Raw genomic sequence first — 20,884 nt, forward strand, 5'->3', positions numbered from 1 at the left:
CTTCAAGATGAGTCATAGCCGATTCGCCGTCAAATTCTTTTTTGAATCAGTCACTTATGATTTTTTCTTGATACAAGATGTTGTGGACGGGTTTGAAGGTTCGTCTATGGTGTGGGGTCACCCCAAGATTTTCCAGCGCCAACCTGTGGCTTTTTGACGGATATCCCATGTTGGTTTCCCAGCCATAGCCGGGGTGCTGTTGCGCCAAATCCACCATGATCCGATCGCGACATATTTTGGCCACAATTGAGGCCGCCGCGATGCTGAGCGAACGGGCGTCGCCGCGCACGACCGGCGTGGCCGGAACGGCCAAGTCACGCGGCACCATCGTTCCATCAACCAACGCGTGATCCGGGGACCGTCGCAGCCCGGCCACCGCCCGCTCCATCGCCAAATGCGACGCGCGCAGAATGTTCAGCTCTTCGATCTCGCGTACCGAAGCATGCGCTACGGACACATCCGCGGAGGCTAGAATTGCATCCAACACAGTCTCACGTCTGCGAACCGACAATTTCTTTGAATCGTCCAATCCAGGGGGAATGGCCTGTGGATCCAACACCACGGCCGCCGCCGTCACCGGCCCGGCCAGGGGACCCCGGCCAACCTCGTCCACACCTGCCACACGCCCACCGACACGCGCTTCGAATTTGAAATCTGGCACCACGCCACCTGTTTCTTCTGACCAAAAATACGACCGCCGGAGGCACAGAACACATTTTGCGGGCGAAAGTGCAAACACGTTCCAGCACCGCAACAAAAAAGGGCGGTGCCCGAACACCGCCCCTTGCAAGGTGGACCATGTGGCATGGTCCGGTTGCCCGCTCTTAGTGACGGGCCAATTGGAACCCATGCCGGCTCAGGCAGCGGGCGCTGTACCCCTGGCGCCAACCCCGGTGGGTATAGACTTCGCGGTGGCAGCGATACGGCAGACTATCCACATGCCTGTAGTGCTTGTGCAGGCAGCGTTGTCCAAACAGTCGACGATTGCCCTGTTCGGTATGGAAGCTGCGCAGGCAATGCTGCGGAAGCAGCTTGCGGTTTACGCGCTTGGGCAACGGCTTGGGTTTGGGGTGAACCGGCGTGTGAACTGTGTGCCGTTTCTTCTTGTCCTTCTTCTTTTCATGGATGACGGCCCCCACGACGGCCAGCCCCAGCAACGCAGCAAGGGCCGCCGCCACTTCGTCGTCGCCAGCCCGGGCGGGGGCGGCAGAAAAACCGGTGATGGCAATGGCAGCGGCAGCAATGGTGCCAATGAACTGGCGGTGAATACGAAGGGTCATGGGGTGTCCTTTCCAAGATAACGTTTACGAGGTCGGCCAAGCAGTTGTCGGCGCTGTCCTCAAACTGGGGTGGGCCCCGCCGGACAGGCAATATCGCCCCCGTGCTATCGAATAACGCGCACATCAGGCCCTTGTGGTTATTGAATATCTCCTGCGTCCGGCGCAGGTTGAGGCCATGAAACAGATCACCATCACATTCGCCTTGATCATGGCGCTGGCCGGGACCGCACAGGCCCAGTGCTTTGCCGATTACAAGGCCAAACAGGACAACCCGCTGCGCCTGCACTACGGCGTCGCGCAAATCTCGGGCGCCTGCTCGGCAGGCAATGCAACCGGACAACTCCGTTCACGACTTGCTGCACAAGGCTGGACATTGCTCCAGGTTCAGTCCGTGTTTGGACCCGAAGGTCTCGATCAAAGGAAAGCCAGTGCAGGACAATACTACCTCCGCTTCTGACATGCGGCGCACCGGCGGGCGGCTCGTGGTCTTCGGGATCGCGGGCATCGTCCTGCTGCTGGTCCTCGCGGCCGCACTCCTCTTCTTCACCCTGCCCGACGCCGGTGCCTTCGATGCCCGCGTCGAACGGATGTTCATCGAAAACGCCGACCTGACCAGCCAGGCCGAAATCAAGCTGCTGGAAATCCTCGCCCAGTCCGGCACCGCCTTCTCGGACACACTCGCCAGCTACCGGCTGGTCATCTTTGTCCTGCTGGTCTTTGCCACCGGCATGATGATCGCGGCCCTTGTCTTCCTGCTGCTGCTGGTCGGCTTCAACCGCCGCATGGCCCAGATCGAACGGGCCGGCATTCAGGTCAATTCACTCCTCATCAGCCGCGAGGAAAACACCGTCTACCTCAACAACCTCGGCTTCAAACTGACAGACGCCGCCATGGAAACCATGTCGGTCCTGGCAGAGGCGCGGATGGATGACGACGTCCTGTCCGGCTCCGAAATCGAAGGGGTCATCTCAGGCCGCAGCGCCGCCGATTGCGAAGAAGCCGCAGGCGCGACACGCATCAAACGCCTGCGCGACACGCTCGGCAACCAGATCGTCAGCGAACTTCTGGTCAAGAACATCGCAAGACGTGGCTACATGCTGGCTGTGGAAAAGGACGTCATCAAGGTCCTCTGACTCTTCTCTTCTTCTGGCTGAAAATACTTCGGGGTTTGGGGCAGCGCCCCAAGACATCATCTGCTGGAAGCAGATATACAAAATCACGTGGCGCGCATGCGCCTCATTTCACCAGTAGCCACGCGCGGCAGGTCAGGTCTAGGGTGCCCAAAACGAAGGAGACGCCCCATGCCCGCCCCCATCAATCCGTTCAAGGCCGCCCTCAAGAACGGAGACACCGTCATCGGCTGCTGGCTCAGTCTCGGTGACCCGCTCGCGACCGAAATCGCAGGTACGGCAGGCTTTGACTGGCTGCTGATCGATGGCGAACATACACCCTACGACATATCGAAAATGCGGATGCAGTTGATGGCGCTGGAAGCGTCCGACAGCCACGCCGCCGTCCGGGTCCCGGTGGGCGAGACATGGATCATCAAGCAGGTGCTCGACGCGGGTGCGCAAACGGTGCTGGTCCCCATGGTCGAGACCGCCGAACAGGCACGGCAACTCGTGCACGACGTCCGATACCCGCCCACAGGTGGGCGCGGGGTCGGCTATTCCGGGGCACGGTGCAGTCGCTTTGGCACGATCACCGATTACGGTCCCACCGCCGATGAACAGGTCTGCCTTCTGATCCAGGTCGAAAACAAGGCAGGCATTGCCAACCTGGACGATATCCTTGCGGTCGACGGCATAGACGGCGTGTTCATCGGACCGGCGGACCTGTCCGCGGATATGGGCCACATGGGCCAACTCACCCACCCCGACGTGCAATCCACGATCAAGGGCGCTGTCGCCCGGATCGAAGCCGCGGGAAAAGCGCCCGGCATCCTCACCACGACGCCCGAATTCACGCAGGACGCCCTTGATTGGGGCGCGCGGTTCGTCGCAACGGGGCTCGACCTTCTGATCCTCGCCAAAAGCTTGCGCGAGCTCGCTCAACGCTGGGTGAAATAGGCGCCGGGCGCCGCCGCCGTTTGATTGCCGTTCTATTCAGATTTCAATCCAACCGAAGCCTGCGTGTACCCGCCCGCGGCGCCGTCGATGAAATGCACATGCGTGTCGTCCATGATAGACGGCACGATGCAGGTCATCATCGCCTCGTCCTGCGTGTGCATCCCATACCGGGCCACGCCGTCCGCACGCGCAGCGTCAAGCACCGCGCGCAAACGCGACACCGTTTCGGCGTCGCAATCCACGGTCATCTTCAACCCGTCATCAAATTTCCTGAAATCCGCATTGTCGCCAACGGTGCGCCGATAGTGGGTCGGATCAAACCCACCCAGCTTGATGCCCGTCTTGATCAGCACCCAGGCGATCAATGTCTCGAACAACACCTGACGCTTGCGGGCCTTCACACCTTTGCCACCATGACTGGCATGGGCCTCCAATGTCGCTCCGGCGGGCGGCCAATCCGTACCAGGCCCCTCGGGAGGGGACGGGTGCCCGCCCCGCTCCAGATGCGCGACCTCGGCCAAGACCGCCTCGACCACGGCGCCGAACCGCGCCTGCTCCACGCCCTCGACCGGCGACAGCAGCAATGACAGGATCGTCCCGTTCCGGGCTTTCATATGGCTCCACCGACAGCTCAGCCCCGTCAGGTCCGGTTCTGTCCCCGCGGGGACAGATGGCACGGTTTCGGCCCCGGCCTTCATCTGCCCTTCGGCCCAACTGACACCGCCGCCAGCGAACATGGCATAATCCACGCCATCCGACACCGCGTATCGGGCGACCGCCACCTCTGGTCCGGCGGCCCGAATATCGGCCACCGCATACAGACCGACCCGCAGCCCCATGTCGAACTCGGCCCGCGCCCAGGTCTGGACGGCGGCCAGGGCCCGCCCGGCCTCTGCCGCAAACTCGGGCGGATGGGCAAAGGCCGCGCCGTCCCCACCAAACACAAATGGAAAGGCGCGCCCTCCGGCCGCATTGATCTGGGCCGAGATCACAGCCGCCCCGATCATGTTCACCGTCTTGTACTTGCCTGCCGCCACCGCATCCGTGGACCCCACGATGTCGGACACACCGACAACCCAGTCATCGGGCAGGGGCGTGTAGCGGCGCAGATCGGCCACATCGTCAAACGTGGTCAGCCGCGGCAGGTCATCATAGAACATCTTGCACCTCTTCCCTGCGCAACCCTAACACGGGTCCGCTCTTGAACAATGACCCTTGCGCATGCCCCCACTGCATGCCACCCAATTCGCAAGGAACGGAGACCTCCATGCAAACCGGACTGATATTGCTGGCGCTGGCCTATGTGCTCAGCCAGTTCTTTCGCGCCTTCCTGGCCGTGCTGACCGGCCCCCTGGAGGCCGAGCTGGGCATCACCCCCGATGTCCTCGCGACCGCGTCCGGCTACTGGTTTCTCGCCTTTGCACTCATGCAACTGCCCGTGGGCAAGGCGCTTGATACGTTGGGACCCCGCCGGACCGGTGGCTGGCTGTTCCTGATCGGCGGTGCAGGCGGCGCCGCGCTGTTTGCCCTGGCCCAGGGTCCCATCCACATCCACGCCGCCATGGCGCTTATCGGCATCGGCTGTTCGCCCGTCCTGATGGCCAGCTTCTACATCTTCGCACGCGAGTTCGACCCGGCCCGCTTTGCCACACTTGCGGCCCTGATGATCGGGATCGGCACCATCGGCAATCTGATCTCAAGTTATCCGATGGCCTTCGCGGTCGAAACGATGGGGTGGCGCAACGCCATGTGGTCCCTTGCCGCCGCATCTGCGGCGATTGCCTTGGGTGTGTTGGTCAGCGTGCGCGACCCGGCCAAGGCCGAAGACGCAGGCACGGGGTCTCTCTTGGACCTGCTACGGATGCCCGTCCTGTGGTTCATCTTTCCGATCATGTTCGTCAACTACGCCCCAGTCGCCGCCGTGCGGGGCCTCTGGATCGGGCCCTACCTGCGCGACGTCTTCGACCAGACAACAGCGCAGATAGGTATCGCCACCCTGGTGATGAGCCTTGCCATGATCCTTGGCACGATCGCCTATGGCCCGCTTGATCGCATCCTTGGCACGCGCAAGTGGGTGGTCCTTACAGGCAACGCCCTGACGGTCGCCATGCTGGCCCTGGTCATTCTTTGGATCGACGCCGGCCCCTGGACGTCCATCATCCTCTTTGCCGCCATTGGTGCGCTTGGCGCGTCTTTCCCGGTGATCATCGCCCATGCGCGCAGCTTTTTCCCCGCGCATCTGACGGGGCGCGGCGTCACGCTGATGAACCTTTTTGGCATCGGCGGCGTCGGGGTCATGCAAACCATTTCGGGCCGCATTCACACCGCCACGGCAGGCGGCGACCCAACCACCCCTTACATCGCGATCTTTGGCTTTTTCGCCGTCGCCCTGACGTTAGGTGTGGCGATCTATGCACTAAGCCGTGATGCCACCGACTGACGCCCTTTCCCCCACCAGACATTGGGTGTAAGGCCCTCGCACCTACCCGAAAAGGAGTCGATTATGGGGTATCGTGTCGTCGTCGCGGGCGCCACCGGTAACGTGGGCCGCGAAATGCTGAACATCCTGGCCGAGCGCCAGTTTCCCGTGGACGAGCTGGCCGTACTGGCAAGCCGTCGTTCGCTGGGCACGGAAGTGTCGTTCGGTGATCAGACGCTCAAGACGAAAGACCTCGACACATTCGACTTCACGGGCTGGGACATCGCGCTTTTCGCCATCGGCTCGGACGCGACCAAGACTTACGCGCCCAAGGCGGCCAAGGCCGGGTGCGTGGTCATCGATAATTCGTCGCTTTATCGCTATGATCCGGATGTCCCGCTGATCGTTCCGGAAGTGAACGCCGACGCGATCGAGGGCTACGCCAAGAAGAACATCATCGCCAACCCCAACTGTTCGACGGCCCAAATGGTCGTGGCGCTGAAGCCGCTGCACGATCGGGCCAAGATCAAGCGCGTGGTGGTCAGCACCTACCAATCCGTATCCGGCGCGGGCAAGGAAGGGATGGACGAGCTGTGGGACCAGACCAAGGCGGTCTACAACCCGACGTCGGACATCCAGGTCAAGAAATTCCAGAAGCAGATCGCCTTCAACGTGATCCCGCATATCGACAGCTTCATGGAAGACGGCTCGACCAAGGAAGAATGGAAGATGGTCGCCGAGACGAAGAAAATCGTCGATCCCAAGATCAAGGTCACGGCCACTTGCGTGCGCGTACCGGTCTTCGTCGGCCACTCCGAAGCAGTGAACATCGAGACCGAGGAGTTCCTCGACGAGGACGAGGCCCGCGATATCCTGCGCGAAGCGCCGGGGATCATGGTGATCGACAAGCGCGAGGACGGCGGCTACGTCACGCCCATCGAATGCGTGGGCGACTTCGCCACCTTCATCAGCCGTATCCGCCAGGACAGCACAATAGACAACGGCCTGAACTTCTGGTGCGTGTCGGACAACCTGCGCAAGGGCGCGGCCCTGAACGCGGTGCAGATCGCCGAGGTGCTGGGCACGCGGTGTCTGAAAAAGGGCTAAGGCTCGGGCACGCAGCTTGCGGGGAACAAGGGGCCGATTGGCCCCTTTTCTTTTGGCTCATGCGGTGCAGACTGGGGACATCCAACAAAAGGTATCCCCATGCGCTCCGCCTTGATCCTTGCCCTGCTGCCCTTGCCTGCACTTGCCGACACCTTTGTGGTGCAAGCCCCGCCGGTGGCCGCCACGGTCTATGCGCAAGGGGCGCTGGTGTCTCGCGCTGCTACGGTTGACCTGCCCGCAGGCCAGCACGTATTGGACCTGCGGAACATGGACCCGGATCTGTCGCTGGACGCGATGGACATACGCCTGACCGGGGCCACGATCACCGCCCGCAGTTGGACGCCGCGACCGGATACCCCCTACCGTGCGCCGCGCACCCCTGAATGGATGGCCGCCAAGGATGCATTTGATGCAGCATCCGAGGCGCTGGCCGCGCTGGACGACCGGATTGCGCTGGCTTTGGCCTCTGCCCAGGCGGCCCAGGACCAGATTCAGTTTCTGAATGGCCTCACCCTCCCCAAGGATGCGTCTGCAAATGTGGACACCCTGCGCGCCATCGGCCAGTTGATCGCAAGCGACGGGACCGCCGCGCGCGCCGCGATGCGCGCGGCCGAGGCCGAAGCCCGGCAACTGCGCCGCGACCGTCCCGATCTTGAATTTGCCCTGGCACAGGCGCAAGCGGCCCTTGATGCCGCGACGCCCACCAACACAGCGCCTGCCACCTTGTCGCTGAACGTCACTGTCCCCCAAGCGGTTTCGGCAGAACTGGACCTGTCCTACCTCACCGCAGGTGTCTCCTGGGCCCCTGTCTACGAGATGGACCTGACGGACGACACGGCGCTGTCCATTGCGCGCAGCGCCGTGATTTCACAATTCACGAACGAAGACTGGACGGACATTCAACTGACGTTGTCGACCGTCGAACCTTTCGCGCAATCCGAACCCAGCACGCTTTGGCCACAACGGCGCAGGATCGAAGACCCGGTGCAAAAAAAGCGCGAACTCTCACGTCTGCAAGCCGACAGCGCGACGGGCCTGGTTGCACCCGTCATGGAATCGCCCGTGATCGCCGAAGAGGTTGCCGCCGCCAATTTCGAAGGTATCGGCGTTACCTACACGCTTCCCACCCCGGTCACGATCAACGCGCGCAGCGAGGATTTGCAGATTGCGCTCGATAGGCTGGAAATGGATGCCACGGTCAGTGCCCGCGCGATCCCACGCTTTGATGACACCGCATTTCGGCTGGCTCAGATCACGAACACCACCGCCGAAATCCTGCTGCCCGGCCGGGCACTCTTGTATGTGGACGGCCAGTTGGTCGGCACGACAGATGTCGGCGCCTTGGCACCAAACGCGGAAACCGAGCTGTTCTTTGGCCGCATCGACGGGCTGCGACTGACCCGGACGGTTCTGGACCGCAACGAAGGTGATCGCGGCCTCATCACCCGGTCAAACCAGGAATCAGAGGACATTCGCATCGACATCGAGAACCTGACACCGCGCGCGTGGGACGTTTCGGTTCGTGACGCGGTCCCGTTCTCCGAACAGGAGGATCTGGTGATCGACTGGTCCGCCCGCCCAGCACCCGATGTGGATGCCGTTGATGATCAGCGCGGCATTCTGGAATGGCAAATGTCGCTTGATCCGGGGCAAAGCCGGACCATCGCCGTTCAAACAACCCTGACATGGCCCGAAGACAAGGTCCTTCGGTGACCCTTTGTGTGCGCAGGGCCCCAGGAACAGAGTTGATTCGACTTTTACGTAGGTCGATCTGCACCGTAAGGATTTGATAAAAAACGATATTTCTTCGGTGCAATGACGTCGTTAAAGCAGAACGTGATTCCGGAAACACATTGGTAATTTCATACTGCGATACCGATGGGCATCGAAGGGTCACCAGACCCGGGTAACGGGCGACGCGGCCAAATGCGCCGAATACTTGCCCACCAGATGCAAGTGCATGCGCTTGCATCACCAAACGGCAGAATGCCGCTTCATCACATGAATGCCGCCCAAGGGTTTGGGTGAACCGACGGGAACAGTTCGGCAACGCATGGGTTGAATGACGGCAGATACACGAAATGTCCGCGCGGTGAAGGAACCAGTGAATGGGGTGAGTGACGCGCGGGTATGTGGGGTAACGAGTGGTCTTGGGCGGCGCATCCGGTGGGAGGCGTCGCCCATTTTTCTAGAACCGTTCGGCCCGCAGCACTTCGCAATCGCTGATGGTGACAACGCCGATATGGCGTTCCACCACGGCAAAGGCGGCATCCAGCATCTCTTCCAGCCGCTCGGGTTTGATGATGCAGATCACCTGCACCATGCCCGTGCCACGGCTGACCTGGCCTTCACGGCTCCAGGCGCCGGACCGGCCCGACCCACCCAGCACCGGCAACACTGTCCACCCGGTCACGCCCGCATCAGACAGTGCACCCGTCAACCGGCTTTGCATGACCTGCTCGATGATGATGGCGACGCGCTTGGCCTTATGGGTTTGCATGGGCTTATCCTCCGGTCAGGGCGCTGGCGACGGCCACATAGATCGGAATGCCCAGCGTCAGGTTGAATGGAAAGGTGACCCCCAGTGACAGGGTCAGGTAGATGGACGGGTTCGCCTCGGGCAGGGCCACGCGCATGGCTGCGGGCACGGCGATATAGCTGGCCGAGGCCGACAGAACCATGAACAGCGCCACGCCCCCCGTGCTGACCCCCAAAAACAGCCCGGCGGCACAGCCAAAGGTCGCGCCAACCAACGGCATCACGACGCCAAAGGTCAAAACGCCAGGCTTCAACACGCCCGATCCGCCGCGCAGGCCACGGCCCGCGACCAGCCCCATGTCCAGAAGGAACAGGCACAAGACGCCCTGGAACGGGGACACGATGAACGCCTCGATCTTGGCCAACCCGTCCACGCCTGTGGCCCAGCCGATCAGGAAACTGCCCACCAACAGAACAATGGACCCGTTCAACATGATCTCTCGCATCAATTCGGGGTCCATGCGCCGGCTGTCTCCGCCCCGCGAAATCAGCCATAGCGCAGACAGGATCGCCGGGGCTTCCATCGCGGCGGCCACCGCCACCATATAGCCTTCGGATGCAATGCCGCTGCTGTCCAACACGGATGTGGCCGCAACAAAGGTCACAATGGAAATGGACCCGTAATGCGCCGCAACCGCCGCCGCATCCAGACGGCTGAGGTTCCCCATGACCTGCAACAGGCCAAAGGCGACGATGGGCAGCGCGGCCGACAATACGATCCCCGCCAACAGCGACGCCGCCAGCGTGCCGTCGATCCCATGATCGGCCACGCTGACGCCGCCTTTGAAGCCGATTGCAAACAGCAGGTAGATGGACATGCCCTTGGCCACCGCCTCGGGAATGTTCAGATCAGACCGCGCCAGCGACGCCGCCACACCCAGCGCAAAACTCAGGATGATGGGCGACAAAAGGTTTGTCGCCGCAAGGCTCAGGATCTGGTCCACATCTGTCCCCTTGGATCGCCCGGCCTAGACCGGTTGAAAGTCGAGCGTCTTGCCCATGAATTGGCTCAGGCCGCCATTCTCGATGTCCATGCGCAGCCCATGGATGCTCAGCGAACCCGCGTTCACCCGCTCTTCGACAAAGGGGAAGGACATGAGGTTTTCCATCGACGTGACAACGGCCAGCTGTTCCAGCCGCTCGGCCTTGGTTTCAGGCACGGACATGTCGGCGACCTCGGGGAATTTCGGACGCAGGATATCCATCCAGCGACCAACGAAACTGCCCTTCTCCTCCAGCTCCGGCGCGCGGCCTTCACACATGTCGATACAGCCCTGTACGCCCCCGCAGCGCGAATGACCCAGCACCACCAGATGGGCGACCTTCAGCACGGTGACGGCATATTCGACGGCCGCAGACGTGCCGTGATGTTCACCATCCGGCTCATATGGCGGCACCAGATTGGCAATGTTGCGATGGACAAAGAATTCACCCTGATCGGCCCCGAAGATCGACGTGACATTCACCCGGCTGTCACAGCAGGAAATGATCATCGCGCGCGGGCGTTGTCCTTCGGTGGCCAGCCGTTGGTACCAGGCGCTGTTTTCGGCATAGGTCGTCGCCTTCCACCCCTGATAGCGCTGCAAAAGAAAGCTGGGAAGTGGCTTCATCCTGTGCATGGTGCGTCCCCGGTCTGCCTGTCCTCGTGTCCGTTGAACGCGGTGATTATCCCCATTTGTCACCAAATTCGAGCGAAAAGACCGCCCCGGCATAAGGATTTGGGAAGGGTCTGTGATCTATCACCCGATCAAGCCGTGGGGGCGGACCGACTTTTGGGTGAGTAGAGGTGACGTTTTGTCAACAGTAACACAGATTCAGCTGCACGAACCCGTGCAGGTCAACCATGACCGCTTGAATTCCCTGTACGGGGAAATGGACCCGGCCAGTGCAGAGGACGTGGTGTGCCGCGCGATGGAAGAGTTGGCCCTGCGCATGGCGCATTGCGATCGCCTGTATCGCAAGGGCGACCTGGACGAATTGCGCCGGTCGGCCAAATCCCTGATCGCCATTGCGGACCAGATCGGCATGGACGTGCTGGCCCGCGTGGCGAACGACGTCGTCACCTGTTCCGAATACCGCGATCAGGTCGCGCTGGCCGCCACGCTGGGCCGTCTGCTGCGCACGGGCGAAGGGTCGTTGACCGCCATTTGGGACTTGCAGGATATCAAGATCTGACGCCCGGGCGCCCTTGCGGTGATGCGCAAACAGACTAGGGTCGGCCCCATCTGACATCGCAGGATCTCTCCCATGACGCTACGCTTTGCCACCCCGGATGACGCGACCCGAACCGTTCATGTGCTGGACGACACAAGCGCGCAAACATGGCTGGAAACGCAGCCGGACGCGGAACGGGACTGGGCACAGGCGCACGGGTTCTCCGGGGCCCTGGGTCAGGCGCTGTTGTTGCCCGGCGGCGACGTGGCCGTGATCGGCTACGGCAATGCGGCAACCCGTGCACGGGGGCGGTTCCACCTCGCGGCCGGCGCCGCAAAGCTGCCCGCTGGGACATACCGCCTCGCGACCGACTTGCCCCCGGCCACATTGGAAACCGAAGCCTTGGGTTGGCTGCTCTCCGGCTACCGGTTCGACCGCTACAAGGATCAGCCGGCCATGGGCGCCAAACTGGTCGCACCGGACGGGATCGACCCCGCGCGGGTCGAGGCGATTGCCCAGGGCGAGGCGCTCACGCGCACCCTGATCAACACGCCCGCCTCGGACATGGGACCGCCCGACCTTGAACGGGCGGCACAAGACCTCGCACATCAGTTTGACGCCACCATTGCCGTGATCACCGGCGACGACCTCCTGGCGCAGAACTTCCCGATGATCCACACGGTGGGCCGCGCGGCTGACAGGGCCCCGCGCCTCATCGATCTCACGTGGGGCACAACCGGCCCGAAACTGACGCTGGTGGGCAAGGGGGTCTGCTTTGATACCGGGGGTCTCAACCTCAAACCCGGCGCTTCGATGGGGCTGATGAAAAAGGATATGGGTGGCTCTGCCGCTGTCCTTGGCCTGGCCCACATGATCATGTCGACCGGACTGCAGGTCCAGTTGCGCGTTCTGATCCCGGCGGTGGAAAACAGCGTCTCGGGCAATGCGTTCCGCCCGCAGGATATCCTGACCAGCCGCAAGGGCCTCACGGTCGAAATCAACAACACCGATGCCGAAGGACGGCTGGTGCTGGCCGATGCGCTGGCCCTTGCCGACGAAGGCCACCCCGATCTGATCATCTCGATGGCGACGCTGACCGGTGCCGCCCGGGTCGCTGTCGGCCCGGACCTTGCACCGTACTACACGGATGACGGGGCGCTGGCGGATGCGTTGGAAACGGCGGCGACGGCCACGGCGGACCCCGTCTGGCGAATGCCCTTCCACACGCCCTACGAGGCGATGATCGAACCCGGCATAGCCGATCTCGACAATGCACCCAAAGGCGGGTTCGCCGGTTCGATCACGGCGGCCCTGTTCCTGCGCCGTTTCGTCGACACGGCGCCCTATGTGCATTTCGACATTTACGGCTGGCAACCGTCCGACGCACCGGCCCGGGCCAAGGGCGGCGTTGGCCAGGGCACGCGTGCCGTGCTGGACGCGTTGCCAAAGATGCTGAACCTGTGATCGACCGCAGAACAACACCGGACCCGCACCTGGTGGATGGGACCACGCCGGGCCAGGTCATCGCGCCCCACGTGGACTTGCTGGCACGTCCGCATGGGGCGCGGGACAGGCAACTCATCGCCGGGGCCAAGGTCACCGTGCTCGGGCACACGGACGGCCATGCCTATATCCGCGCGGACCTGGATGGCTATGTCGGTTTTGTCGCTCTGGCGGCCATCGGACCCGTGACCGATCACACGCATATGGTCACGGCAGCCGCCGCGCACGCGTATCGCGATGCAAGCATCAAGTCCCCGGAAACCGCGGCGCTCAGCTTTGGCGCGCGTCTGACGGCGCGCGCGGATACGCCGGACTTCATCGAAACGGCGTTCGGTCACATCCCCAAGGCCCACATATCCAGCCTGCCCTGCACCGCAGACGCCATCCAGACCGCGCGGCTGTTTCTGGGCACGCCCTACCTCTGGGGCGGAAACACACGCGCGGGCATCGACTGCTCTGGCCTGACGCAGATCGCGCTGACGGCTGCGGGCACAACCTGCCCCGGCGACAGCGACCAACAGCAAGCGGCATTTGAGGATGCCACGGGCACCTGTGCGCCCGGCGACCTGCTGTTCTGGAAAGGACATGTGGCGTTGGTCACGTCGCACACACACATGATCCACGCCAATGCATTCCACATGTCGGTGGTCGAAGAACCCATCGACACCGCCACCGTCCGCATCGCGGAAAAAGGCGGCGGCCCCATCACCGGCCACAAACGGCCCTGATACCTTCTTCTGGCCAAAAATACTTCGGGGAGCTCGAGGGGCAGGGCCCCTCGTCAGCACATATGAATCGCGTGCGCGTCAGCGCTCAATCACTCGACCGCCCGGATCAGCTTGCGCTCCAGAACGCGCAGCACGGTCTTCAGATCCTGCCCCCGGCGCAGCACTTGGCCGTCAACCCCAATGACGGCATACATGCCTTGCTTGCCACGCAGTTTCGGTCGCTTTTCGATCCGGTAGATCGGATGTTCGGCCGTGCGGCGAAACACCGAAAACACCGCCACATCACGCAGACAGGATATGCCGTAGTCCCGCCACTCACCCGCGGCCACCATTCGTCCGTACAGCGACAGGATCACCGACAACTCGGTCCGGTGAAAAGCGACCTGAGGGCTTGGCATTTCGCGCAGGTTTGAAGGAGGAGGCGTGTGGAACGTCATGGTGCCACAGTCGCGCGGGCCGCCCACAATTTCAAGAGCCATGCCAACGCGCTTGAACATGTTACAGAACAACGGCAAGATCGCGCCAGTCTGAAACGCATGGGGAGGATGCCGGATGACCCCCGAAGAGCGCGCCCAGCGCTGCGCCGACGCCATGTGGGCGACAGATCAGGCCAGCCAGGCGCTGGGCATGCGGATCGTTCAGGTGGGGCCAGGCACGGCCACCCTGACCATGCAGGTGCGCAAACACATGCTGAACGGGCACGGTATCTGTCATGGGGGCATGATCTTTTCCCTCGCCGACAGCGCCTTTGCGTTTGCTTGCAACACATACAACCAACTGGCAGTCGCCCAGACGAACCAGATCACCTACATAACGCCCGGCCAGCCGGACGAAGTGCTTACAGCCACGGCCACCGAAATTGCGCGCCACCGGCGCTCCGGCACATATGATGTGGTCGTTACCGGCGACGATGATCGCCAGATCGCGCTCTTTCGTGGCCTGTCACGCACCGTTTCAGGCACCCATTTCGACGAGGAAGCAGAATGAAAGACCTCACACCCGCACGCGACACGCTTGATCCAATCGAAATCGCCAGCCGCGACGAAATCGAAGCGGTCCAGCTTGAGCGGCTGAAATGGTCGCTGACACACGCCTACAGGAACGTGCCGCATTACACGGCCGCTTTTGACGCGGCGGGCGTGCACCCGGATGATGTGCGCACCCTCGCCGACCTTGCCAAATTCCCCTTCACAACCAAACAGGACCTGCGCGCCAATTATCCGTTTGGCATGTTCGCCGTCCCGCGCAACCAGGTAAAGCGCATCCACGCATCCTCGGGCACGACGGGCCAGCCCACCGTCGTCGGCTACACCGAAACGGACCTTGCAAATTGGGGGCAGGTCGTCGCGCGCTCCCTGCGCGCCGCTGGCCTGCAACCGGGCGACCTTCTGCACAACGCCTATGGCTACGGCCTGTTTACCGGGGGCCTCGGCATCCATCTGGGTGCAGACGCGCTGGGGCTGACCACCATCCCGATCTCGGGCGGCATGACCCCGCGCCAGGTCCGCCTGATCGAGGACTTCAAACCCAAGGGGATCACGGTGACCCCGTCCTATGCCCTGTCCGTGCTGGACGAATTCAACGCCCAAGGGATCGACCCGCGCGCCTCGTCGCTCGAGGTTGGGATCTTTGGCGCCGAACCCTGGACCAACGCGATGCGCGTCGAAATCGAACAGGCCTTCGACATGCACGCCGTCGATATCTACGGCCTGTCCGAGGTCATCGGCCCCGGCGTGTCCATGGAATGTGTCGAGACCAAGGACGGCCTGCATATCTGGGAAGACCACTTTTTCCCCGAAATCATCGACCCTGAAACGGGGCAACCCGTCGCAGACGGCGCGATGGGCGAATTGGTATTCACCTCGCTCACCAAGGAGGCGTTTCCCATCATCCGCTACCGCACCCGCGACCTGACCCGGCTTTTGCCGGGCACCGCGCGCAGCATGCGCCGGATGGAAAAGGTGACCGGGCGCAGCGACGACATGATCATCCTGCGTGGCGTCAACGTCTTTCCCACCCAGATCGAAGAATGCCTGATGGCCACGCCCGGCCTTGCCCCGCATTTTCAGATCGAACTGACCAAACCCGACCGCATGGATCAGATGCGCGTGCTGTGCGAGGGGACGGACCCGGCCGCCGGTGCCGCGCTGGCCGCCCGGATCAAGGACAGTATCGGCATCTCGGTCCAGGTGACGGTGGGCACCGAAGGGTCTGTTGCCAGATCGCAGGGCAAGGCCGTGCGGATCATCGACAGACGCTGAGCAAAAAAAAAAGGGGACCCGAAGGCCCCCTTCCAGTTCCTGAGTGGTGAGGGTTCTATTGGTTTTTGCCAACCGACGTGATCGACCCGAAGATATGGCTCACACCAAACTTCCATCCGGGGGTGGTCTCGCTCGACTTCGACACGGCATGGCAGGAAAAGCAGCCCGCCGTATTCATGGTGGTGCCAAAGGTCTGGGTGAACGTCTCAAGCGTGGCGTTCTCCATCGCGGGCGTGCCCGAGATGTTCAGATCCGGCGGGCTGTCGGAATAGGTCGGAAACGCCCCCTTCGTGCCCCAGCTTGACCCGGTCAGGATGTAATTCAGACGCGGATCCTTGGGCGCATCAACCCCAACGGTGCTGTAAAACCCTTTCAGCGCGTTCAACACCTGGATGTTGTTCGAAATCATCTCTGAATTCGTGGCCGCACTTGACGCATCCGCGGTGCTGCCCCACGGGCTGAGACGCATGACATTTGTCGGCGTATCCAGCGCGCCCGTGTTGCCCGACGCCTTCGTGATGATCGGCGCGTCGCCAGAGCCTGATTTCGGACCAACGAATTGACCAAATTCCTGGTTCAAACCGGCCATCGACCCGTCCGCAAACAACCACGCCTGTGCATCCGCCATCAACGTGTCGGCATGCACCTTCATGGCACCGCCCGCATCGGTGTAGGCATAGGCGGTGTTGGGCGCATTGTTGTAATGCTCGAACGTGGCCCAGATCATCTCTGGATGCCCCTTCACGGACCCCACGACGTGCAACCCGACCAGGGCAACCGTGGCCTCCGTGCTGCCCGTTTGGCTCATCGAACCGTCCGCATTGGTGGTGTAGGTGGGCAGGCTCGCCTGGCTCAGCAGGTAACCGGACGTATCGGCCAGCGCATAGGCAGGAACCCATGCCGCCTTCAGCTCCATCGCCATGGACAGGTAGTCAATGGCCATCTCAAGGCTGGGAATGGTCGCGCCGCTCTGGGCCGCGACAAGTGTCTTGGCCTTTTCGATATCGTCCGCGTTGCCACCGATCGCACCGGCGATGACGGGCCCCAGCTCGGACTCGGCTGCCTCAAAGGCCGCGATGATCTCTTTGATCACGTCCTCGGCCACGACATCCAGACAGAAGGACAGCAGGAACATTGCGTTCAACGCGCCCTGTTCGCCCGAAGTCGAGGCATAGTCATTCACCAGCCCGTAGATCAGCGCCTGACAGATCGAAGTGTGATCCGCCGGAAACTCCTCGAACGTGGTCGACGACGGCTCTGCCAGTTTTTGCGCCCGAACATAGCCAAAGGGGCGGTTGGTATGGACGCTGTAGTAAACCAGCGGCGCGGGATCATCCGCGGTTGGTTGTGTGGCCGGCGTCAGAAACAGAACCCCGTCGCTGCCCGCCTGTGCAACCGTGTCGTTCACCTGGTCGGTCTTCGATCCGCGTGCCAGTCCCGTCGTGACCCCTGCGCCCTGCACCTCAAGGCTGTCGCCATCCAGACGATAGAAGAACTCGCTCGAAAAGACATAGCTAGGGTCGTCACCGGGCTGTTCGTTCGGGAAGGTGCACGCCTGACCCGCCTGGCACAGATCATCCGTCACGGTCGATGTCAGCCACAGGAACATCTGCGACGACCATTTGAAGAACGAACAATTGGTGTTTTCGTTGGCGTAGTCGCCGCTCAGGTTCTCGGTGAAATTCGGACCGTCCGCCGGAAAGACGTACACCATGCCCGATGTCTTGTCATAGGCCGGGCCAACCGGTCCGTCGCCGACGATCCTGGCCGCCAGTGATCCTTCGGGGAACGTGATCTTGGCCCAGTCGGTGTTGAATGTGTCCTGATCCAATGTGCAGCTCATCGCGGTGTCGGAGGGCAACACGGCGGATGGGTCCGCATGGGCAAGGGTGGCTGATGCAGCCACAAGGGCCGCGCTTCGAAATAGGATTTTGTGTAACATCTTTTCCTCAATTGCTCGATAATCCGTGCCCGTATGGAATATCCACTCAGGGTTGAAATCAACTCTAAAGAGCGGCGCTGTTACCTCATATTTTTATTGCTTTTGTGCAGCCGTTATGCCTACCAATACGGGAAGTCGTCTTTGGCTGCATGTCTTGCTGCGGTCTAGTTTTCTATGGCGACCAGCGTTAAGGTTTCGGTAACAAACCGGACCGTTCGCCCCGTTAACCCCTGCCATTTGACCATTTCGGGGTACGACCGGTGCACAGGGTGTGTACAGGCTGTGTACGGGTTGTGACCAGGCCAACCGCCTTGTTTGCAGGGGTTAACGGCCCTGTTTCGATCGGACCCTGTCGCACGGCCTGCAGGTGTTGCGCGTACGGTGCCCCGTCAGGCGAACGACCCGTGACAGAACCACCCCGGCGACATGCCGCCCCCATGGGCATAGAACAACCACAGCCGCTGCCCGTCCGTCGTATCCGTCACCCAGTAATCCCGCGTCCCCGACCGCCAGTTCGGATCGTCCAGCCACCATTCGGGTGCAATGCGTTCAGGCCCGATGGCGCGCTGCCGGGTCAGGTCCATGCCGCGCCAGCGAAAGGTCTGTGGCATCTTGGGTGTGGCCGGCGCATGCACCGGCTCGGGATGCCACAACAGCAAGGGGCGCGGGTTCGTGGGCTTCGGCCACGGCCCCTCATGTGGTTTGGACCAGGCGGCGGACAGGATTTTGTGCGACTTTTCAGGGATATTGCTGTCGGCCGGTTCAAAGCGCCTGATGGCGTCCAAACCCACACGCGCGCCCAGCCGACCGATCAGATCGTCCAGCGCATTTGCATTGTTCAGACGCGCCTGCACCGCCGCGCCCGCCTCGCGGTGGCCCACGGTCATCACGTCATGGATGGGTTCGACCTGCGTGGCCAGCACCCGGATCATGTCGATGCCAAAGCCCGCGTCGATCTCCTCGATCTTCATTTCCAACAAGGGGCGGATACGGTGCGGATCATGGGTTGGCCGGGCCAGACCAACCTCGATCACCTCGACCGCATGGTCGCTGCGATAGGCCTGCAACATCACGTGCCGCGCGCCTTTTCCCTTGTCCTCCAACATCTTGCAGAGGCGCGGCAAGGTCCGGTCGATGGCTGCCATCACGTCCTCGGCCAGGCCAATGGGATCGGGCAGGGTCATGCGCACCGCAAAATGATCCGGCGGCTTGGCCGGTGACACAGGTTCCGGCGCGCTGCCCATCGCCTGATCCAGCCGCAGCACCAGACCCCGGCCAAACCGGCGCGCCAGCCCAGCGCGCGGTTGCCCCAGCAGATCCCCCACCCGACGCAGACCCAACCGGCCCAGTTGCGCCGTCATCTCCGGGTCCAACCGCAGCGCTGCGATGGGCAGGGGCGACAGCGCACCATAGGTCTGACCGGGGGGCGCAATGCGTGTGACATCAGGGGCGTGCGCCGCCACCGCCGGGGCCGCACCTCCCTTGGTCCAGTGCCGGCGCTTGCCTGCACGGGACCGCGTGGCACGTGCCTCCTGATCAATGGAATCCCCCGACCGGTCCGACCCTGCCGCCTTGCCTGCATACCGCGCCAGCGCCCAGGCCGCCCCGCGCGTATCGGCCATGCCCATCAGCACGCTCAGGCCCAGATCGGTACAGTCATCCTGCACCACCTGCATCAACTGCGGCTCTCCCCCGAACAGATGCGCGCAGCCGGTCAGATCCACCACCAGCGCATCCCCATCCTCCGGTGCGACCCAGGGGGAAAATTTGCCCGCCCAGCGCTGCAAGGCCTCAAGAAACCGGGTTTCGGCCTGTTGTGACCGGGGAAAGGTCAGCAATCCGGGACACATCGCATGGGCGTCGCGCACCGGCTGACCGATCTGCAAGCCGTCGACCTGCGCAACACCGTTCAGACTTGTGATAACCTGCATGTTCTGGTGCTCTTCCACAACGGCCACAGGCTGATCGACCAGCATAGGCTGACGACGGATCAGACGCTCGACCCCCAGCCGAGGGAACCAGATGGACAGGATACGACGGTCGGACATCACCAAATGTTCGCATTTTGTTCTAAATCTGGATACGCTGAGTCGGGGACCCGAGTCGAGACATCAGAAACGGTAAATCAGGCGCCGTAGCGGGCCAGAAAGGTCTCGACCGCGCTGTCGACAACCCGGTCGATATCGGCATCCGTGACCGTATCGATCACCCCGAACATCAGACGCGGCCAGATGTCGGCCTTGCACAACTCGCCAAACTGATCGGCAGCCAGGGTAAAATCCTCGATCTGCAATTCGCCGCGCGCCACGGCCGCCTGGAAATACTCGCCCATTTCGGCCCGCATACGTTCGGGTCCCGACTTGTAAAAGGCGCGCCCGATCTCGGGAAAGCGGTCCGATTCCCCCACACAGATCCGAAAGATCTGCTGGCCGAATTTCGACGTGATAAAGCGCAGGAAATGCCTGCCCGCCTGACACAGCACGTCGCGCGGCGGGGCGGTCAAGTCGATATTGTCGATGGCATCCTGGCTTTGACGTGCGCATTCCATGTTGGCCACTTCCATGAACAACAGGCGCTTGTCAGGAAAATAGCTGTAAAGCGTCGCCTTGCTGACACCTGCCGCGCGGGCGATGTCGTCCACGCTTGCGCCTTCGAAACCGTCAACCATGAACACGTCGCGTGCACCATCCAGAACCTGGTCAAACTTCCGGCCCTTGCGGACGATGGGGGTGGCGTCGTTCATCTGCCTTCCTGTCTTGCGGAGTGAAACACAATATAAACCGCCTCGTTCACTTTCTATAAGAAAAACCGCCGCAGGGACATGACATATTGTGTCAGCAGCCCCGTATGGCCGGGAGGTGAAGATCAGCAGTAGATTGCGGG

General features: G+C 62.2%; 21 protein-coding genes. 11 read left to right on the plus strand and 10 right to left on the minus strand.

Annotation, left to right across the window (positions count from 1 at the left end; all coding sequences use genetic code 11):
* Positions 1–46: 46 nt before the first annotated feature.
* Together Q0844_RS11630 and Q0844_RS11635 are read right to left on the minus strand one after the other, a co-directional pair.
* The gene (locus Q0844_RS11630) at positions 47–664 is read right to left on the minus strand and encodes a ribonuclease HII (RefSeq protein WP_299044904.1); all 618 of its coding nucleotides are present in this window, start codon (positions 662–664) and stop codon (positions 47–49) included.
* A 160-nt stretch (positions 665–824) separates the two neighbouring features.
* Positions 825–1,280: a hypothetical protein gene (locus Q0844_RS11635; RefSeq protein ID WP_299044906.1), complete on the minus strand. Its 456-nt coding sequence runs from the start codon at positions 1,278–1,280 to the stop codon at positions 825–827.
* 175 nt (positions 1,281–1,455) lie between these two features.
* Here Q0844_RS11635 and Q0844_RS11640 point away from each other — a divergent pair, with 175 nt between their 5' ends.
* The 3 genes from Q0844_RS11640 (at position 1,456) to Q0844_RS11650 (ending at position 3,349) form a co-directional block, all read left to right on the plus strand.
* A complete protein-coding gene (locus tag Q0844_RS11640; RefSeq protein ID WP_299044908.1) occupies positions 1,456–1,737 on the plus strand; it encodes a hypothetical protein in 282 nt (93 codons plus the stop codon).
* A complete protein-coding gene (locus tag Q0844_RS11645) occupies positions 1,709–2,413 on the plus strand; it encodes a hypothetical protein (protein ID WP_299044910.1) in 705 nt (234 codons plus the stop codon). The genes Q0844_RS11640 and Q0844_RS11645 overlap by 29 nt, the downstream gene beginning before the upstream one ends.
* A gap of 168 nt (positions 2,414–2,581) precedes the next feature.
* A complete protein-coding gene (locus Q0844_RS11650; RefSeq protein ID WP_299044912.1) occupies positions 2,582–3,349 on the plus strand; it encodes an HpcH/HpaI aldolase/citrate lyase family protein in 768 nt (255 codons plus the stop codon).
* A 32-nt stretch (positions 3,350–3,381) separates the two neighbouring features.
* Here Q0844_RS11650 and Q0844_RS11655 read toward each other — a convergent pair whose 3' ends face one another.
* Complete coding sequence (locus Q0844_RS11655; RefSeq protein ID WP_299044914.1) at positions 3,382–4,509, minus strand: DUF3095 domain-containing protein; 1,128 nt, start codon at positions 4,507–4,509, stop codon at positions 3,382–3,384.
* A 107-nt stretch (positions 4,510–4,616) separates the two neighbouring features.
* On the opposite strand from Q0844_RS11655, the gene Q0844_RS11660 reads away from it, so the two are divergent.
* The 3 genes from Q0844_RS11660 to Q0844_RS11670 all read left to right on the plus strand — a co-directional run bounded on the left by Q0844_RS11660 (position 4,617) and on the right by Q0844_RS11670 (position 8,588).
* The gene (locus Q0844_RS11660) at positions 4,617–5,789 is read left to right on the plus strand and encodes an MFS transporter (protein WP_299044916.1); all 1,173 of its coding nucleotides are present in this window, start codon (positions 4,617–4,619) and stop codon (positions 5,787–5,789) included.
* A gap of 63 nt (positions 5,790–5,852) precedes the next feature.
* Positions 5,853–6,875, plus strand: a complete 1,023-nt coding sequence (locus Q0844_RS11665; RefSeq protein WP_299044918.1) for an aspartate-semialdehyde dehydrogenase — start codon at positions 5,853–5,855, stop codon at positions 6,873–6,875.
* A gap of 99 nt (positions 6,876–6,974) precedes the next feature.
* A complete protein-coding gene (locus Q0844_RS11670) occupies positions 6,975–8,588 on the plus strand; it encodes a DUF4139 domain-containing protein (RefSeq protein WP_299044919.1) in 1,614 nt (537 codons plus the stop codon).
* A 475-nt stretch (positions 8,589–9,063) separates the two neighbouring features.
* Here the strand turns inward: Q0844_RS11670 and Q0844_RS11675 are convergent, their stop codons facing one another.
* From Q0844_RS11675 to Q0844_RS11685, 3 genes are read right to left on the minus strand one after another with little or no spacing between them, the layout of a single operon-like run.
* Entirely contained in the window at positions 9,064–9,375 is a 312-nt protein-coding gene (locus tag Q0844_RS11675) for a transcriptional regulator (protein ID WP_299044921.1), read from the minus strand.
* 4 nt (positions 9,376–9,379) lie between these two features.
* Positions 9,380–10,357, minus strand: a complete 978-nt coding sequence (locus Q0844_RS11680) for a sodium-dependent bicarbonate transport family permease (RefSeq protein ID WP_299044923.1) — start codon at positions 10,355–10,357, stop codon at positions 9,380–9,382.
* Between the two features lie 24 nt (positions 10,358–10,381).
* Positions 10,382–11,032 carry a carbonic anhydrase gene (locus Q0844_RS11685; RefSeq protein ID WP_299044925.1) on the minus strand — a complete coding sequence of 217 codons (651 nt, stop codon included), beginning with the start codon at positions 11,030–11,032 and terminating at the stop codon, positions 10,382–10,384.
* Between the two features lie 211 nt (positions 11,033–11,243).
* On the opposite strand from Q0844_RS11685, the gene Q0844_RS11690 reads away from it, so the two are divergent.
* The 3 genes from Q0844_RS11690 to Q0844_RS11700 all read left to right on the plus strand — a co-directional run bounded on the left by Q0844_RS11690 (position 11,244) and on the right by Q0844_RS11700 (position 13,798).
* Positions 11,244–11,588: a hypothetical protein gene (locus tag Q0844_RS11690; RefSeq protein WP_299044927.1), complete on the plus strand. Its 345-nt coding sequence runs from the start codon at positions 11,244–11,246 to the stop codon at positions 11,586–11,588.
* A 72-nt stretch (positions 11,589–11,660) separates the two neighbouring features.
* Positions 11,661–13,031, plus strand: a complete 1,371-nt coding sequence (locus Q0844_RS11695) for a M17 family metallopeptidase (RefSeq protein ID WP_299044929.1) — start codon at positions 11,661–11,663, stop codon at positions 13,029–13,031.
* The gene (locus Q0844_RS11700) at positions 13,028–13,798 is read left to right on the plus strand and encodes an NlpC/P60 family protein (protein WP_299044931.1); all 771 of its coding nucleotides are present in this window, start codon (positions 13,028–13,030) and stop codon (positions 13,796–13,798) included. The genes Q0844_RS11695 and Q0844_RS11700 overlap by 4 nt, the downstream gene beginning before the upstream one ends.
* A gap of 89 nt (positions 13,799–13,887) precedes the next feature.
* Here the strand turns inward: Q0844_RS11700 and Q0844_RS11705 are convergent, their stop codons facing one another.
* Positions 13,888–14,235 (minus strand): DUF2794 domain-containing protein, encoded by a 348-nt coding sequence (locus Q0844_RS11705; protein WP_299045298.1) that lies wholly within the window; start codon positions 14,233–14,235, stop codon positions 13,888–13,890.
* Positions 14,236–14,350: 115 nt separating this feature from the next.
* Here Q0844_RS11705 and paaI point away from each other — a divergent pair, with 115 nt between their 5' ends.
* Together paaI and paaK are read left to right on the plus strand one after the other, a co-directional pair.
* On the plus strand, positions 14,351–14,785 hold the full coding sequence (paaI, locus tag Q0844_RS11710; protein ID WP_299044933.1) for a hydroxyphenylacetyl-CoA thioesterase PaaI: 435 nt from the start codon (positions 14,351–14,353) through the stop codon (positions 14,783–14,785).
* Positions 14,782–16,059, plus strand: coding sequence for a phenylacetate--CoA ligase PaaK (paaK, locus tag Q0844_RS11715; protein ID WP_299044935.1), 1,278 nt, complete (start codon positions 14,782–14,784; stop codon positions 16,057–16,059). The genes paaI and paaK overlap by 4 nt, the downstream gene beginning before the upstream one ends.
* A gap of 55 nt (positions 16,060–16,114) precedes the next feature.
* Here the strand turns inward: paaK and Q0844_RS11720 are convergent, their stop codons facing one another.
* The 3 genes from Q0844_RS11720 to Q0844_RS11730 form a co-directional block, all read right to left on the minus strand.
* Entirely contained in the window at positions 16,115–18,001 is a 1,887-nt protein-coding gene (locus tag Q0844_RS11720; protein ID WP_299044937.1) for a hypothetical protein, read from the minus strand.
* 389 nt (positions 18,002–18,390) lie between these two features.
* A complete protein-coding gene (locus tag Q0844_RS11725) occupies positions 18,391–20,049 on the minus strand; it encodes a DNA polymerase Y family protein (RefSeq protein ID WP_299044939.1) in 1,659 nt (552 codons plus the stop codon).
* Between the two features lie 77 nt (positions 20,050–20,126).
* The gene (locus Q0844_RS11730) at positions 20,127–20,744 is read right to left on the minus strand and encodes a TetR/AcrR family transcriptional regulator (protein WP_299044941.1); all 618 of its coding nucleotides are present in this window, start codon (positions 20,742–20,744) and stop codon (positions 20,127–20,129) included.
* Positions 20,745–20,884 lie beyond the last annotated feature (140 nt).

Source organism: uncultured Tateyamaria sp. (assembly GCF_947503465.1).
In the GTDB taxonomy this organism is placed as follows: Bacteria; Pseudomonadota; Alphaproteobacteria; order Rhodobacterales; family Rhodobacteraceae; genus Tateyamaria.

Coding starts and splice junctions, on each gene's coding strand:
- Q0844_RS11635 (WP_299044906.1), bottom strand. CDS start 1,280: ATGACCCTTCGTATTCACCGCCAGTTCATTGGCACCATTGCTGCCGCT.
- Q0844_RS11640 (WP_299044908.1), top strand. CDS start 1,456: ATGAAACAGATCACCATCACATTCGCCTTGATCATGGCGCTGGCCGGG.
- Q0844_RS11650 (WP_299044912.1), top strand. CDS start 2,582: ATGCCCGCCCCCATCAATCCGTTCAAGGCCGCCCTCAAGAACGGAGAC.
- Q0844_RS11655 (WP_299044914.1), bottom strand. CDS start 4,509: ATGTTCTATGATGACCTGCCGCGGCTGACCACGTTTGACGATGTGGCC.
- Q0844_RS11660 (WP_299044916.1), top strand. CDS start 4,617: ATGCAAACCGGACTGATATTGCTGGCGCTGGCCTATGTGCTCAGCCAG.
- Q0844_RS11665 (WP_299044918.1), top strand. CDS start 5,853: ATGGGGTATCGTGTCGTCGTCGCGGGCGCCACCGGTAACGTGGGCCGC.
- Q0844_RS11670 (WP_299044919.1), top strand. CDS start 6,975: ATGCGCTCCGCCTTGATCCTTGCCCTGCTGCCCTTGCCTGCACTTGCC.
- Q0844_RS11675 (WP_299044921.1), bottom strand. CDS start 9,375: ATGCAAACCCATAAGGCCAAGCGCGTCGCCATCATCATCGAGCAGGTC.
- Q0844_RS11685 (WP_299044925.1), bottom strand. CDS start 11,032: ATGCACAGGATGAAGCCACTTCCCAGCTTTCTTTTGCAGCGCTATCAG.
- Q0844_RS11695 (WP_299044929.1), top strand. CDS start 11,661: ATGACGCTACGCTTTGCCACCCCGGATGACGCGACCCGAACCGTTCAT.
- Q0844_RS11705 (WP_299045298.1), bottom strand. CDS start 14,235: ATGACGTTCCACACGCCTCCTCCTTCAAACCTGCGCGAAATGCCAAGC.
- paaI (WP_299044933.1), top strand. CDS start 14,351: ATGACCCCCGAAGAGCGCGCCCAGCGCTGCGCCGACGCCATGTGGGCG.
- paaK (WP_299044935.1), top strand. CDS start 14,782: ATGAAAGACCTCACACCCGCACGCGACACGCTTGATCCAATCGAAATC.
- Q0844_RS11720 (WP_299044937.1), bottom strand. CDS start 18,001: ATGTTACACAAAATCCTATTTCGAAGCGCGGCCCTTGTGGCTGCATCA.
- Q0844_RS11725 (WP_299044939.1), bottom strand. CDS start 20,049: ATGTCCGACCGTCGTATCCTGTCCATCTGGTTCCCTCGGCTGGGGGTC.
- Q0844_RS11730 (WP_299044941.1), bottom strand. CDS start 20,744: ATGAACGACGCCACCCCCATCGTCCGCAAGGGCCGGAAGTTTGACCAG.